Origin of the sequence: Stappia stellulata (assembly GCF_020176715.1) — a bacterium.
Taxonomy (GTDB): domain Bacteria; phylum Pseudomonadota; class Alphaproteobacteria; order Rhizobiales; family Stappiaceae; genus Stappia.
This window is the reverse complement of record NZ_JAIVMF010000010.1, coordinates 116,571-129,194: the sequence shown is the minus strand read 5'-3', so window position 1 is coordinate 129,194 and position 12,624 is coordinate 116,571. Positions and strand designations below refer to the sequence as shown.

General features: G+C 66.3%; 13 protein-coding genes. 6 read left to right on the top strand and 7 right to left on the bottom strand.

Going from position 1 to position 12,624, the window contains the following annotated elements; translation table 11 throughout:
* Positions 1-18 precede the first annotated feature (18 nt).
* Positions 19-1,440, top strand: coding sequence for a LutB/LldF family L-lactate oxidation iron-sulfur protein (locus LC092_RS13455; protein WP_224807120.1), 1,422 nt, complete (start codon positions 19-21; stop codon positions 1,438-1,440).
* The gene (locus LC092_RS13450) at positions 1,437-2,117 is read left to right on the top strand and encodes a LutC/YkgG family protein (RefSeq protein WP_224807118.1); all 681 of its coding nucleotides are present in this window, start codon (positions 1,437-1,439) and stop codon (positions 2,115-2,117) included. Before LC092_RS13455 ends, LC092_RS13450 begins: the two co-directional genes overlap by 4 nt.
* Positions 2,118-2,135: 18 nt before the next feature.
* On the opposite strand, the gene der is transcribed toward LC092_RS13450, so the two are convergent.
* The 4 genes from der to LC092_RS13430 all read right to left on the bottom strand — a co-directional run bounded on the left by der (position 2,136) and on the right by LC092_RS13430 (position 6,436).
* Complete coding sequence (der, locus tag LC092_RS13445) at positions 2,136-3,569, bottom strand: ribosome biogenesis GTPase Der (RefSeq protein ID WP_263627132.1); 1,434 nt, start codon at positions 3,567-3,569, stop codon at positions 2,136-2,138.
* 90 nt (positions 3,570-3,659) lie between these two features.
* Entirely contained in the window at positions 3,660-4,991 is a 1,332-nt protein-coding gene (locus tag LC092_RS13440; RefSeq protein ID WP_224807106.1) for a PQQ-binding-like beta-propeller repeat protein, read from the bottom strand.
* A complete protein-coding gene (locus LC092_RS13435) occupies positions 4,988-5,662 on the bottom strand; it encodes a tetratricopeptide repeat protein (protein ID WP_224807104.1) in 675 nt (224 codons plus the stop codon). Before LC092_RS13435 ends, LC092_RS13440 begins: the two co-directional genes overlap by 4 nt.
* Positions 5,663-5,860: 198 nt before the next feature.
* Positions 5,861-6,436, bottom strand: coding sequence for an NnrU family protein (locus tag LC092_RS13430; protein ID WP_224807102.1), 576 nt, complete (start codon positions 6,434-6,436; stop codon positions 5,861-5,863).
* 180 nt (positions 6,437-6,616) lie between these two features.
* On the opposite strand from LC092_RS13430, the gene LC092_RS13425 reads away from it, so the two are divergent.
* The 4 genes from LC092_RS13425 (at position 6,617) to LC092_RS13410 (ending at position 9,023) form a co-directional block, all read left to right on the top strand.
* Positions 6,617-6,946 carry a TraR/DksA family transcriptional regulator gene (locus tag LC092_RS13425; protein WP_224807100.1) on the top strand — a complete coding sequence of 110 codons (330 nt, stop codon included), beginning with the start codon at positions 6,617-6,619 and terminating at the stop codon, positions 6,944-6,946.
* A gap of 65 nt (positions 6,947-7,011) precedes the next feature.
* A complete protein-coding gene (locus LC092_RS13420) occupies positions 7,012-7,317 on the top strand; it encodes a PilZ domain-containing protein (RefSeq protein ID WP_224807099.1) in 306 nt (101 codons plus the stop codon).
* Positions 7,318-7,588: 271 nt separating this feature from the next.
* A complete protein-coding gene (locus tag LC092_RS13415) occupies positions 7,589-7,798 on the top strand; it encodes a cold-shock protein (RefSeq protein WP_029058547.1) in 210 nt (69 codons plus the stop codon).
* A 202-nt stretch (positions 7,799-8,000) separates the two neighbouring features.
* On the top strand, positions 8,001-9,023 hold the full coding sequence (locus LC092_RS13410; RefSeq protein WP_224807097.1) for a fatty acid desaturase: 1,023 nt from the start codon (positions 8,001-8,003) through the stop codon (positions 9,021-9,023).
* Between the two features lie 43 nt (positions 9,024-9,066).
* On the opposite strand, the gene LC092_RS13405 is transcribed toward LC092_RS13410, so the two are convergent.
* The 3 genes from LC092_RS13405 to LC092_RS13395 all read right to left on the bottom strand — a co-directional run bounded on the left by LC092_RS13405 (position 9,067) and on the right by LC092_RS13395 (position 12,621).
* Positions 9,067-9,999, bottom strand: coding sequence for a LysR family transcriptional regulator (locus LC092_RS13405; protein WP_224807095.1), 933 nt, complete (start codon positions 9,997-9,999; stop codon positions 9,067-9,069).
* Between the two features lie 49 nt (positions 10,000-10,048).
* Entirely contained in the window at positions 10,049-11,482 is a 1,434-nt protein-coding gene (locus LC092_RS13400) for an aminobutyraldehyde dehydrogenase (protein WP_224807093.1), read from the bottom strand.
* 89 nt (positions 11,483-11,571) lie between these two features.
* A complete protein-coding gene (locus LC092_RS13395) occupies positions 11,572-12,621 on the bottom strand; it encodes an ABC transporter ATP-binding protein (protein ID WP_224807092.1) in 1,050 nt (349 codons plus the stop codon).
* Between the last annotated feature and the right edge of the window lie 3 nt (positions 12,622-12,624).

Sequence of the window (12,624 nt, the reverse complement as noted above, 5' to 3'; positions counted from 1 at the left end):
CGAAGGAGCGAAGCGAAGATGCAGATCACATCGCCCGGGTTCAAGGAGAATGCGCGCACGGCGCTCGACGACGCGCCGTTGCAGCGCGCGCTCGGCAACGTGCGCAAGGGCTTCATCGAAAAGCGCGCCAAGGCCGCCGCTGCCCTGCCGGAGTTCGACGTGCTGCGCGACAATGCGCGCGACATCAAGGACCACGTGCTGGCGCATCTCGACCTCTATCTGGAGGCCTATGCGGAAAAGGTGGAAGCCGCCGGCGGCCATGTGCACTGGGCGGAGACCGCCGAGGACGCAAGGCGCATCATCCTGGAGATCTGCCGCGACAAGAGCGCCCGCACGGTGACCAAGGGAAAGTCGATGATCACCGAGGAGATCGGGCTCAACGACTTTCTGGAGGAACACGCGGTCGCGCCGGTGGAAACCGATCTCGGCGAATACATCATCCAGTTGCGCGGCGAGCACCCCAGCCACATCATCGCGCCGGCGGTCCATGTCAACAAGGACCAGGTGGAGGCGGACTTCCGCCGGGTGCACACCCATCTCGACCCGGCGCGCAATCTGGAAGAGCCGACCACGCTGCTCAGCGAGGCGCGCGGCGTGCTGCGCGAGAAATACTTTGAGGCCGACATCGGCATCACCGGCGCCAACTTCCTGATCGCCGAGACCGGCACCTCGGTGATCGTCACCAACGAGGGCAACGGCGATCTCACCCAGAACCTGCCGAAGACCCATGTCGTCGTCGCCTCGATCGAGAAGATCGTGCCGACGCTGGACGACGTCTCCCAGATCCTGCGGGTGCTGGCGCGCTCGGCGACCGGACAGGACATGTCGGTCTACACGACGTTTTCGACCGGTCCGAAACGCGACATCGACCCCGACGGGCCGGAGGACTATCACGTCGTCCTGCTCGACAACGGCCGCTCGGCGATGCTCGGCAGCGAGTTCCAGGACATGCTGCGCTGCATCCGCTGCGGCGCCTGCATGAACCATTGCCCGGTCTATCACGCGGTCGGCGGCCACGCCTATGGCTGGGTCTATCCTGGTCCGATGGGCGCGGTGCTGACGCCGTCGCTGATGGGCGTCGACAAGTCCGGGCACCTGCCCAACGCCTCGACGTTTTGCGGGCGCTGCGAGAGCGTGTGCCCGATGCGCATCCCGCTGCCGAAGATGATGCGTCACTGGCGCGAGCGCGAGTTCTCGCGAAACCTCACGCCGGCAACCGCCCGCTACGGGCTCGGCGCCTGGGCGTTTTTCGCCAAGCGGCCGGCGCTCTACCAGGCGGCGACGCGCGTGGCGATGGCCGTTCTCGGACGTCTCGGGCGCAGCAAGGGGCGCTTTTCGGCAATGCCGCTTGCCGGCGGCTGGACCAAATACCGCGACCTCCCCGCGCCGGAGGGCGAGACCTTTCAGGCGCAGTGGGCGAAACGGAGGAAGGCGGCATGAGCGACGCCAGAAGCGCGATCCTTGCCAAAATGCGCAGCGCCATGGGCCGCAAGGCCGATGATGTCGAGCGCAAGGCCGCCGTCGCCGACCGGCTGCAAAGAAGCCCGCGCGGCCCGCTGCCGGCACGCGGCCAGCTTCCGGAGAGCGAGCGCACGGCGCTGTTCCAGAAGATGGCGGAGGCGGTCCAGGCGAGCGTCGTGCGGGTTGCCTCGCGCGCGGACGTCCCGGACGCGATCTCGGCCTATCTGAAATCGAAGAACCTTCCGGCGACCGTGCGCATGGGCGAGGACGCGCGGCTGGCCGAGATGCCGTGGTCGGCGCAAAAGCACATGGAAATCCTGAAAGGGCGCGCGGAAAACGCCGATCTCGCCACCGTGTCGCATGCACTCGGCGGCGTGGCGGAAACGGGCACCTTGATGCTCGTCTCCGGTCCCGACAATCCGACGACGCTCAATTTCCTGCCCGAGCACCACATCGTCGTGCTGGAGGAAGCCGATATCGCCGGCGACTATGAAAGCGTGTGGGCGCGCATCCGCGAGCGCTTCGGCAAGGGCATCATGCCACGCACGGTGAACATGATCACCGGCCCGTCGCGCTCCGCCGACATCGAGCAGACGCTGCTGCTTGGCGCGCACGGACCGCGCGCGCTGCACATCGTCATCGTCGACAAGGGCTGACGGAGACCGCCGCCCCGCTTACTGGATGTTGCGCTTCTTCGCCTTGGCCGCATAGGGGTTCTCACCCTTGCGGTAGCTGAGGCGGATCGGCGTGCCCGGCATTTCAAAGCGCTCGCGCAAGCCGTTGACCAGATAGCGGGTATAGCTTTCCGGCAACGCCTCGGGGCGCGAGCAGAACACGATAAAATGCGGCGGCCGCGCCTTGGCCTGGGTGATGTAGCGCAGCTTGACGCGCCGTCCCGCAACGGCGGGGGGCGGATGGTGCACCAGAACGCCGTCGAGCCAGCGGTTGAGGCGCGAGGTGGAAATGCGCCGGTTCCACATGTCGTAGGCCTTGAAGGCCGCCTCGAACAATTTGTCGAGGCCGCGTCCGTGCAGGCCGGACAGGGTGACGATCTGGACGCCGCGGATCTGGTTCAGATAGCGTTCCGCCGCATCGTTCAGCTTCTGCATCGCCTCCGAGCGGTCCTCGATCAGGTCCCACTTGTTGATCGCGATCACGATCGCCCTGCCCTCGCGGGCGCACAGCTCGATGATCTGCAGGTCCTGTTTCTCGAAGGACATGGTCGCGTCCAGCGTGACGATGACCACTTCGGCGAATTTGATCGCCCTGAGCGCGTCGGCGACGGAGAGCTTTTCCAGCTTCTCCTGGACGCGTGCCTTGCGGCGGATGCCCGCGGTGTCGAACAGCTTGACGTGGCGATCGCGCCAGATCCAGTCGACGGAAATGCTGTCGCGGGTGATCCCGGCTTCCGGGCCGGTGAGCAGGCGCTCCTCGCCAAGCAGGCGGTTGATCAGCGTCGACTTGCCCGCGTTGGGCCGTCCGACGACGGCGACGCGCAACGGCTTTTCCTTGGTTCCGGCCGCAGGTCCCTTGTCTTCTTCTTCGGCATCGGGATCGATATCGACATTGACGTCGAGATTGTCGACCGCTTCCAACTCCGAGGCCGCATCGACGGCATCGGCGGCATCGACGATCGGAAGCAGCGCGTCATAGAGATCCGACAGGCCCTCGCCGTGCTCGGCCGACAGCGCGATCGGCTCGCCGAAGCCGAGCCCGAAGGCCTCGTAGAGACCGGGCTCGCCGGCGCGGCCTTCCGCCTTGTTGGCGACCAGGATCACCGGCGTCTCGGTCCGGCGCAGCAGATTGGCGAAATGGCTGTCGCTGGGGGTGATGCCGGCACGCGCGTCGACGACGAAGATCACCGCATCGGCATCCGCGATCGCCTCTTCCGTCTGGGCGCGCATGCGGCCCTCGAGCGTGCGGGCGTCCGCTTCCTCCAGACCGGCGGTATCCAGGATCGTGAACCGGAGATCGCCGAGGCGGGCATCGCCGGCACGCCGGTCGCGGGTCACGCCCGGCGTGTCGTCGACCAGCGCCAGGCGCTTGCCGACGAGGCGGTTGAACAAGGTGGACTTGCCGACGTTCGGCCGTCCGATAATGGCGATCATTGCAGGCACAGGTGCGTCATCCGGTAAGCGGCCGCCCGACCCCCAGGCGGCGCCCTAGGCGGTTGCCGGGAATGGAACGCGGTCCGCGCGTCAGTTGAAGGCGACGACGTCGCCTTTCGATGTGATGGTGATCATGCGTCCGCCCGCGATGATCGGGGTAACATAAATGTCTTCCGACGTCTCGGAGGTTCCAAGGATCCGGCCCGACGCGGCGTCGATGCGCACCAGCCGGCTGTCGCTCGACACGGCGACGAGAACGCCGTTGGCAAGCACCGGTCCGGCCCAGTTGATCCGTGACTTCTTGCGGCCCTCGACATTCGGCAGCACCGTGCGCCACAGCGGATCGCCGGTCTTGCGGTCAAGCGCGACCATGCGGTCCTCAATGTCGATCAGGAACACCGCATTGCCGGACACGACCGGCGTGTGCAGCGATCCGACATCCTGTTCCCAGACGCGCTCGCCGGTCGACAGGCGGCTGGCCACCAGCCGGCCCGACACGCCGGAGGAATAGACCACGCCGTCGGAGACCACCGGGCTTGCGGCGACATCGGAAAAGCCGGAGACGGCGCGCGTGCGATAGGAGCGGGTCACGCCCTCGATCCACTTCGGTTCGCCGCTCTTGATGTCGAGCGCCATCACCTCGCCGGAGGTGAAGGGCACGATCACCATGCCGCCGGCAACCGCCGGATTGGCGAAGGCGAGAAGCCCGCTGTTTTCCGCGATCCCCGTATAGGTCCAGTTTTCCTCGCCGTCGCCCTGCTTCAGGGCGTGAATTTCGCCGTTCTGGGTCACGGCGAAGACATTGCCGCCGGACGCGGCCGGGGCCTGGCGTGCGGGCGCGCCGATGTCCTTCGACCAGAGCACGCGGCCGGAGGCGGCGTCGAGGGCGGCAAGCTGGCCATAGCCGGTGGCGGCGAACACGCGCCCGCCATCGACGGCGACACCGCCGCCTGAGGCCACATCACGCTCGCCCTCGGGCCGCAGCGAGCGGCTCCACAGCCGGCCGCCGTTGGTCGACAGCGCGACCACGTCGCCATTCTGCTTGTAGACGAAGATCCGCCCGTCGGCCGAGACCGGGCGGGCGGTGGTGCGCACGCTGCCGGAGAAGATGCCGCCACCGGCGCTGCCGATGGAGGAGCGCCACGAGCGTCCGCCGGAAATCGACACCGCGACATTGCCCGGATTGTTGGCCGCATTGCCGCCGCCCTGGCTCCAGGTCACGCCCGATGCGCCGCCGATGCTGGCGCTGCGGGCCTGGGTCTGGCCGGACATCGGATCGGCGTTGTCGAACAGCGCCTCGCGTTCGCCGGGAAGGATGTCTTCCTTGGAGAACGGATTAAGGTCAGAAACGGTTTCGCATGCGGAAAGCGCAAGTGCCGCGCCGAGGAGCGCAGCCCATTTGAAGCCGGGCACTGTCATCATGAGTCAGCCTTGTCGTCGGGAGTTCCCTCGGCGGCGTTCAGCAGGTCGAGCAAGGTCCGCGCCCGGGTCGCGACATCGCTCGGCGCGCCTTCCTGGTCGAGAATACCGGCGATCCAGCGACGCGCGTCATCCGTGTTGCCCGCCTTCCAGGCGCCAAGCGCAAGCCCCTCGCGTGCCAGGAACCGCAGGGCGTTGTCGTCACCCGCAAGCGGCTCGAGCCGGTCGGCGGCGCCGGAGAAATCCTGGGTGTCGAGCGCGACATAGCCGGCGCGCAGGCGGGCGATGTCGCGCAGCGCGTCATTCTCGCCGCTGTCGGCGGCAATCGCGTCGAAGCGGGCAAGGGCCGCGGCCGGATCGCCGGCCTGGGCCTGAAGGCTTGCCGCGCGCAGCCGGGCGAGGCTCGGATAGCCGCCGGGCGCGTCGGACAGATCGCCGAGGCGAGCCTCGGCGTCGGCGAACTTGCCCTCTTCCGCAAGCCGTACGGCCTGCACGAAGACATCGCCGGACGCCTGCGCCTCGGTCTCGCGCCAGTAGACCCAGCCGCGATAGGCGGCCGTGCCGACGACGATCAGTAAGGCCCCGGCGATCAGATACGGTCCGAAGCGGTCCCACAGGCGCTTGTAGCGCTCGTGCCTGATTTCCTCGTCGACCTCGCGAAAAATGTCCGACATACGCTGCGTTTTCCCGAAAACAATGCATGGAGCGCGCGATCCGTGCCGCGCGGCGCCACCTTATCCATTTGACCTGAGACTGGCAAACGGCCTTTGACCGCCGTCAACGCCAGCGCACGAACCGTTTCCTGTCCGCATTCGACCGCTTCCCTTGCGCGTCTTGATGGCACAAGTGAGGCGGCCAAACCGCGCGTCCCGCTAGATCACCGGCACGCCGATCAGCCACGTATGCAGATAGACGACAAACACGGCATAAAGGGCGAGACCGACGACCACCGAAATCGCGTCGCCCGCGATCGACTTGCGCAGTGCGCCGGCGCCGCCGATGTCGCCGCGCCGCTTGAGCGAAATGCGATCGACGACCCCCCATGCCAGAAAGCTGCCGAAGAGCACCACCGAGGCCAGGTCGCCGTTCGCCAGGAGATGGGCGAGCGCCCAGATCTTGACGGCGAGAATCATCGGATGCTTGCTGCGGGCCTTGACCGTGCCTGTCGGCGCATAGGCGGCGACCAGCAGCACGAACACCGGAACCATCAACAACATGGTGATGTGGCTCATCCACACCGGTGGCGAATACAGGATCGGCGACCCGGCGGCGCGCGCCATGCCGTACCCATGGATGATGAGCACGAGACCCAGAAGCGAGACAAGGGCGAAAGCGGCCTTGTAGCCGAGGTCGCCCAGACGCTCGCGCATCCGACCGCGCAGCGCGGGACGCATGGGCAGGGCATGTACCCCGAAGAAGATGATCAGTCCGGCTATCAGATACGTCATGTTTGGGCTCCACCCTCGCGATCGAAAGAGACGCAAGTCTCCAAGGGAATGCCTGCCCGGGGGCCTGCGGTCAAGCATTGGCGTGCGCCGCGCCCGGAGCCGGCGGCGCGATCAGCCCCATTGCGCGACGGCGACGGCTGTGGAACCTTGCCATCGTCGAGGGCAGCGGGAACCACACCGATGATCGATCCGGAAGACGCACGCCGGGCATTGCTCGCGCGCAGGCGCGAGCTCGTTGACCTGAGCGCCATGGCGCGCGATGCCCGCAGCGTCGTTTCCCTCGACCAGCAGTCCGTCGGACGGCTGTCGCGCATGGATGCCCTTCAGGGACAGGCAATGGCGCAGGCATCGGAGCGCCAACGCGTCGCCGAGCTTGCCCGGATCGACGCCGCCGTGCACCGTATCGATGCCGGCACCTATGGCGACTGCCTGTCGTGCGGCGAGGAGATCGCGCAGGGGCGGCTTGAGGCCGACCCGGCGGCGTCACTGTGCATTGCCTGCGCCACCTAGGAACAGGGCGCGAAATTGCCCGATTGCGGGCGCAATCAGGCCGAATAGGCATAGGATGATCGGGGATGATGACAATCAACGAGGACGTGGAGCGGGGCCAGCACACGATGAGCGACAAAAACCGGCGGAGCAGCCCCCGTCACCGCACATTGAAGAGCGGCAAGATCGTTCTTGGCAATCACACGATGGTTTTCGACTGCCGCGTCCGCAACCTGTCGGAGGACGGCGCGCTGCTCAAGCTGCCCAGCACCATCGACATTCCCGACCGGTTCGAACTGCGCATCGTCAACGAGGACATCCAGGTGATTGCCCTGGTGCGTTGGCGCACGGGGACGGAACTCGGCGTCCAGTTCGAGAAAAGCACCGAATGACGGTGGAGGCGATCCGCCCGGTCCGAGCCGTTTTCCGGGCGTGGCCGGCGCAGGCCGCCCGGCGTTAACCGCCCTGAAGAATTTATTTTTTTTAGCATCTTATTTTGAACACCGATTGCGGCTATAAGCTCTTCATCGATCTTGCTGGTAGAACTTTGTTACCGTGCTTCGGCGCTACGACGAACTTCCTTCTCAATGTCGATCCTAACCGCTGGTCGCGCGGCTTTCGCGTGGCGGGCATTTCTTTGTGACCGATTGAAAGGAAATCGTCATGAACACTGGTACCGTTAAGTTCTTCAACACCACCAAAGGCTTCGGCTTCATTCAGCCCGACAATGGCGGCCCGGACGTGTTCGTCCACATCTCCGCCGTCGAGCGCGCTGGCCTGCACACGATCGTGGAAGGCCAGAAGCTGTCCTTCGACGTCGTCAAGGACAGCCGTTCGGGCAAGAGCGCTGCGGACAACCTGCAGGAAGCTTGAGTTACCGATTCCGATCCGCGACCGTCATCCGGTGGGCGCGATCGTCGGTATCCAGAAAGGCCGGGCATTGCCCGGCCTTTTTTCGTTCACGCGCGAGCTGTTGCGGCAGGGTCCGTCTTGATCGCGTCGTGCCGGTAGACCACATCAAGGTGGTCATCCGTCTCTTGAGGTTTCCATGCACCCATCCCCTGAAGATCACGCCATGAAGGCTGCCGAGGCCCGTGCCTGGGGCAAGGTCCTGATGCAATACAGGGCGCCGAGCACATTGCGCAGCTGTCTCGAGATCGTGCTCACGGCCGTGCCTTTCGCCGCGCTGTGGGCGCTGAGCGCGCTTGCCGCGATCCACGGCCAGTGGTGGGGGCTTTTGCTGACCATTCCGGCGGCCGGTTTTCTGGTCCGCCTGTTCATTGTCCAGCACGACTGCGGTCACGGTTCGCTGTTTACCAGACGCTCCGCCAATGACTGGGTGGGCCGGGTGATCGGCGTCCTGACGCTAACCCCCTACGACTACTGGCGGCACACCCATGCCGTCCACCATGCCACCGCCGGCAATCTCGACCAGCGCGGCATCGGCGATGTCGACACGCTGACGGTCGCCGAATACCAGGCGCTGTCGCGCTTTGCGAAACTGCGCTACCGCCTCTATCGCCATCCCGTCGTGATGTTCGGCCTTGGCCCCGCCTGGCTGTTCGTATGCCAGTACCGGCTGCCGATCGGCCTGATGCGCGCCGGCGCGCGGCCCTGGATCTCGACGATCTCGACCAACCTCGCCGTGGCGGTTCCTGTCGCCGGGCTGATCTGGCTGATCGGCCTCGGCCCCTTCCTGATGGTGCAGATCCCGATCACGCTGATGGCTGCCACCGGCGGTGTGTGGCTGTTCTACGTCCAGCATCAGTTCGAGGGGACCCACTGGTCGCAGACGGACGACTGGACGTTCCAGCACGCCGCGCTGCATGGCAGCTCGCACTATGACCTGCCGGCAGTGCTGCGCTGGTTCAGCGGCAACATCGGCATCCACCACGTGCATCACCTGTGCTCGAAAGTGCCGTTCTACCGCCTGCCGGAGATCCTGCGCGACCACCCGGAACTTCGCAACATCGGCCGGATCACGCTGCGGGAGAGCTTTTCCTGCGTGAAGCTTGCGCTTTGGGACGAGGCGCAAAACCGGCTCGTGTCCTTCCGCGAGGCGCGCGCCGCAAACGCGGCCCAGGCCGCCGCCGCCTGACGGCAGCCCGACACAACTCAGACGCGGTCCGTGCAGGGCCGCGTCAGTCGATCCACACCATGTCGGGTGTGACCCGCGCGCAATAGTCGGCGACGCAGTGTTTCGCCTGCCGCACGATCTGGCCGATGAACTCCTGACGCAGGCTCGCCTGATAAGAGGCGATGATCGGCATCGGCGGAAAGCGCTTGGTGACGGTGATCGTCTTGAGCAGGCCCATTTCCAGCTCGCGCCAGATCGTCACCGTCGGCACCGCGCCGACGCCAAAGCCGTCAATCAGCAAGTTGATGATCGCGAACAGCGAATTGCAGCTGGTCAGCTTGGAGGCCAGCGCCTGCTCGTCGTGAAAATACGGCGCGACCATCTGGTAGGGCGGAGAGTTCTTCGGAAACGAGATGATCGGCAGGTCAGCAAGGCTCGCCACCGAATAGACCCGGTCGGGATCGATCAGCTTCGGCGAGCCGGCCCAGCTCATCTGGAACACGCAGGCGGTGTAGCTGCGAAAGCCCTCGTCGAGCACCGGGTGCAGGCAGAAGATCAGGTCGAACTCGCCCTTGCGCATGCCCGAGACGAGCGGCTTGGTGCCATCCACCGTCAATTCGATCTTCAGCCCGGGAAACTGCTGGTGCAGCGCCTCGATCAGCTGCGGCATCCAGGTCGAGGACACCGAATCGATCGCGCCGATGCGCAAGGGTTCGTGGCTGTGGTGGTCGGCGCCGGCAAGCGAATCCTTCAGCGCATCGATGTCGTCGAGAACCGTCTCGAAATGCTGCAGCACCCGTTCGCCATCGGCGGTAAGCGCAAAGCGGCCGTCGCCGCGGATGACCAGCTTGCACCCCAGCTCGCGCTCGATGGAGGCCAGCCGGCTGGAGATCGCCGGCTGGGTGGTGTTGAGCTCGTCCGCCGTACGGCCGAAATGACGATTTCGGGCCAGCACGACATAGGTCTTCATGTCCAGCAGGCGCATGCGGTCATTCATATCACGGATCCACCGGCTTGCGCAGACGCCCGACCCTGGCCGTATCCGGTCAGGAGGCGATCATCACATGTCGAACCTGGGTGTAGTCGAGGAGCGACTGCATGGAAAGATCCGAGCCGTAGCCCGAGTTCTTCATGCCGCCATGCGGCATCTCGGTCGCAAAGACGCCATGGGTGTTCACCCAGGTGATGCCGTATTCAAGCGCATTGGCAATCCGCATCGCCGCCTGCCCGTCGCGCGACCACACCGAGGACGCCAGCCCGTATTCCGAGGCATTCGCCCAGGCGAGCGCCTGCTCCGGCGTCTCGAAGGGCGTCAACGTCACCACCGGACCGAACACCTCCTTCTGGACGATTTCCGCCTCGATCGGCGCGCGCACCAGCGTCGGCTCGTGGAAGAAACCCGGCCCCTCGACGATGTTGCCGCCGGCGAGGATCTCCGCCCCGGAGGCGCGGGCGCGTTCGACGAAGCCGGCGACGCGCTGCTGCTGCGCCTGGCTGATCAGCGGGCCGAACTCGACGTCGTCGCGCTCCGGTTCGCCGTAGACGAGGCTGCCGACCATCTCCGCCAGTTTCGCCGCGAGTTCGTCGGCGACCGAGGCGTCGACCAGCACGCGGCAGGCGGCGGTGCAGTCCTGACCGGCGTTGTAGAAGCTCGCCTCGCGCATCGTCGAGACCACCGCATCGAGATCGGCGTCCTTGAGCACGATCACCGGCGCCTTGCCGCCAAGCTCCAGATGGGTGCGCTTGATGGTGTCGCCGGCGGCCGCCTTCAGGATGGCGCGGCCGGTGCGCACGTCGCCGGTGAGCGAGATCATCCGCACCAGATCGTGGGTGATCAGCCGCTGGCCGACGTCCGGACCGTTGCCGCAGATGACGTTGACCACGCCCTTGGGCAGGAACTCGCCGAGAATGCCGGCAAAGGCCAACAAGCTGAGCGGGGTGTTTTCCGACGGCTTGATCACCACCGTGTTGCCGGCGGCAAGTGCTGGCGCCAGCTTCCACGCCGCCATCAGCAGCGGGTAGTTCCACGGCGCGATGGAGGCGATCACGCCGATCGGGTCGCGGCGCAGCATCGAGGTCATCGTGTCGGAGCGATAGCCGTTGGCCGCGACCGCCGGCATGTTGCGGACCGCCGTTGCGAAGAAGCGGAAGACATCTGCGACATTGGCCAGTTCCGCCATCGCGACGAAGCGGCGCGGCTTGCCGGCGTTGAGCGATTCCACTTCCGACAGCGTGTCGGCATTCGCCTCCACCGCATCGGCGATCGCCCACAGCAGGCGGCTGCGCTCCTTCGGCGTCGTGCGCCGCCAGGTCGCGAAGGCCGCATGGGCGGCCTCGACGGCGCGGTCGACCTGCGCCAGACTTGCGGAGGAAACCTCGGCGAGAAGCGTGCCGCGCGCAGGGTCGCGCGCCGGCTCGCAAGCGCCCTCCCCGGCAACAAAGGCACCATCGATGAACAGGCCGGTCTCGAAAGCGATCATGATCGGTTGTCTCCGTCTTGGGGTGGCGCCGTCCCTGACGCAGGCGATCTGCCGCGGCGGGGGCGCTGGAACTTGCGGCGGGGTCGGGCTCAGTCGCGCGGCAGGACGCGAACGCGCGCAGGATCGATCTGCAGGCCGACGCGGGCGCCGCTTTCATACAGGGTTTCCGTCCCCGTCAGCACGCGCACCTCGTGGCCGGCAACCTTGACGACATAGCGGTTGCGCGCGCCCAGATAGATGCGCGCGGCGACGACGCCGGTGAGCTGGCCCTCTCCCTCGGCGCAGAGCGTCGCATCCTCCTGACGCAGGGCGAGCGTGACCTCGCCGCCCTCGCCCGCGCCGGTCTCGATCGGGAACACCTGCCCGTCCTCCAGCTTCGCGGCACGTCCGGCGGCAGTCTCCGTCAGCGTCGCCGGCAGGAGATTTGCAGCCCCCAGGAAATTCGAGGCAAAGCCGGTCGCCGGGTTGGAATAGATCTCGCTCGGCGCGCCTTCCTGCTCGACCTTGCCGCCGTTCAGCAGCACGACGCGGTCGGAAAGGCTCAGCGCCTCCTCCTGGTCGTGGGTGACGAAGATGGAGGTGAGGCCGAGCCGCTTGTGGATCTCGATCAGTTCCACCTGCATGTCCTCGCGCAGCCGGGCGTCGAGGTTCGACAGCGGCTCGTCCAGCAAAAGCACCTGCGGGCGCGAGACGATGGCCCGCGCCAGCGCCACGCGCTGCTGCTGGCCGCCGGAGAGCTGGCGCGGCTTGCGGTCGGCGAGATGGCCGAGCTGCACCGTCTCCAGCGCGTCGCGCACCTTTTCCGCCTGCTCCTCGCGGCTGCCGATCTTGCGCATGCGCAAGGGGAAGCGAACGTTTTCCGATACCGAGAGATGCGGCAGAAGCGCATAGGACTGGAACATCATCGCGATGTCGCGCTTTTCCGGCGGAAGCTCCGTCACGTCGCGGCCGGCGATCTCCACCGTGCCGCTGGTGACGCCTTCCAGGCCGGCGACGATGCGCAGCAAGGTGGTCTTGCCGCAGCCCGAGGCGCCAAGCAGGCTGATGAATTCGCCCGAGGCGATGTCGAGCGTGATCCCGTGGAGAACCTCGACCTGGCCGAAGGACTTCTTGATCTGTGTGAGACGGACATCAGCCATGGG

Coding starts and splice junctions, on each gene's coding strand:
- LC092_RS13440 (WP_224807106.1), bottom strand. CDS start 4,991: ATGATGACAGTGCCCGGCTTCAAATGGGCTGCGCTCCTCGGCGCGGCA.
- LC092_RS13430 (WP_224807102.1), bottom strand. CDS start 6,436: ATGACGTATCTGATAGCCGGACTGATCATCTTCTTCGGGGTACATGCC.
- LC092_RS13420 (WP_224807099.1), top strand. CDS start 7,012: ATGATGACAATCAACGAGGACGTGGAGCGGGGCCAGCACACGATGAGC.
- LC092_RS13435 (WP_224807104.1), bottom strand. CDS start 5,662: ATGTCGGACATTTTTCGCGAGGTCGACGAGGAAATCAGGCACGAGCGC.
- LC092_RS13395 (WP_224807092.1), bottom strand. CDS start 12,621: ATGGCTGATGTCCGTCTCACACAGATCAAGAAGTCCTTCGGCCAGGTC.
- LC092_RS13400 (WP_224807093.1), bottom strand. CDS start 11,482: ATGATCGCTTTCGAGACCGGCCTGTTCATCGATGGTGCCTTTGTTGCC.
- LC092_RS13415 (WP_029058547.1), top strand. CDS start 7,589: ATGAACACTGGTACCGTTAAGTTCTTCAACACCACCAAAGGCTTCGGC.
- der (WP_263627132.1), bottom strand. CDS start 3,569: ATGATCGCCATTATCGGACGGCCGAACGTCGGCAAGTCCACCTTGTTC.
- LC092_RS13405 (WP_224807095.1), bottom strand. CDS start 9,999: ATGAATGACCGCATGCGCCTGCTGGACATGAAGACCTATGTCGTGCTG.
- LC092_RS13410 (WP_224807097.1), top strand. CDS start 8,001: ATGAAGGCTGCCGAGGCCCGTGCCTGGGGCAAGGTCCTGATGCAATAC.
- LC092_RS13455 (WP_224807120.1), top strand. CDS start 19: ATGCAGATCACATCGCCCGGGTTCAAGGAGAATGCGCGCACGGCGCTC.
- LC092_RS13450 (WP_224807118.1), top strand. CDS start 1,437: ATGAGCGACGCCAGAAGCGCGATCCTTGCCAAAATGCGCAGCGCCATG.
- LC092_RS13425 (WP_224807100.1), top strand. CDS start 6,617: ATGATCGATCCGGAAGACGCACGCCGGGCATTGCTCGCGCGCAGGCGC.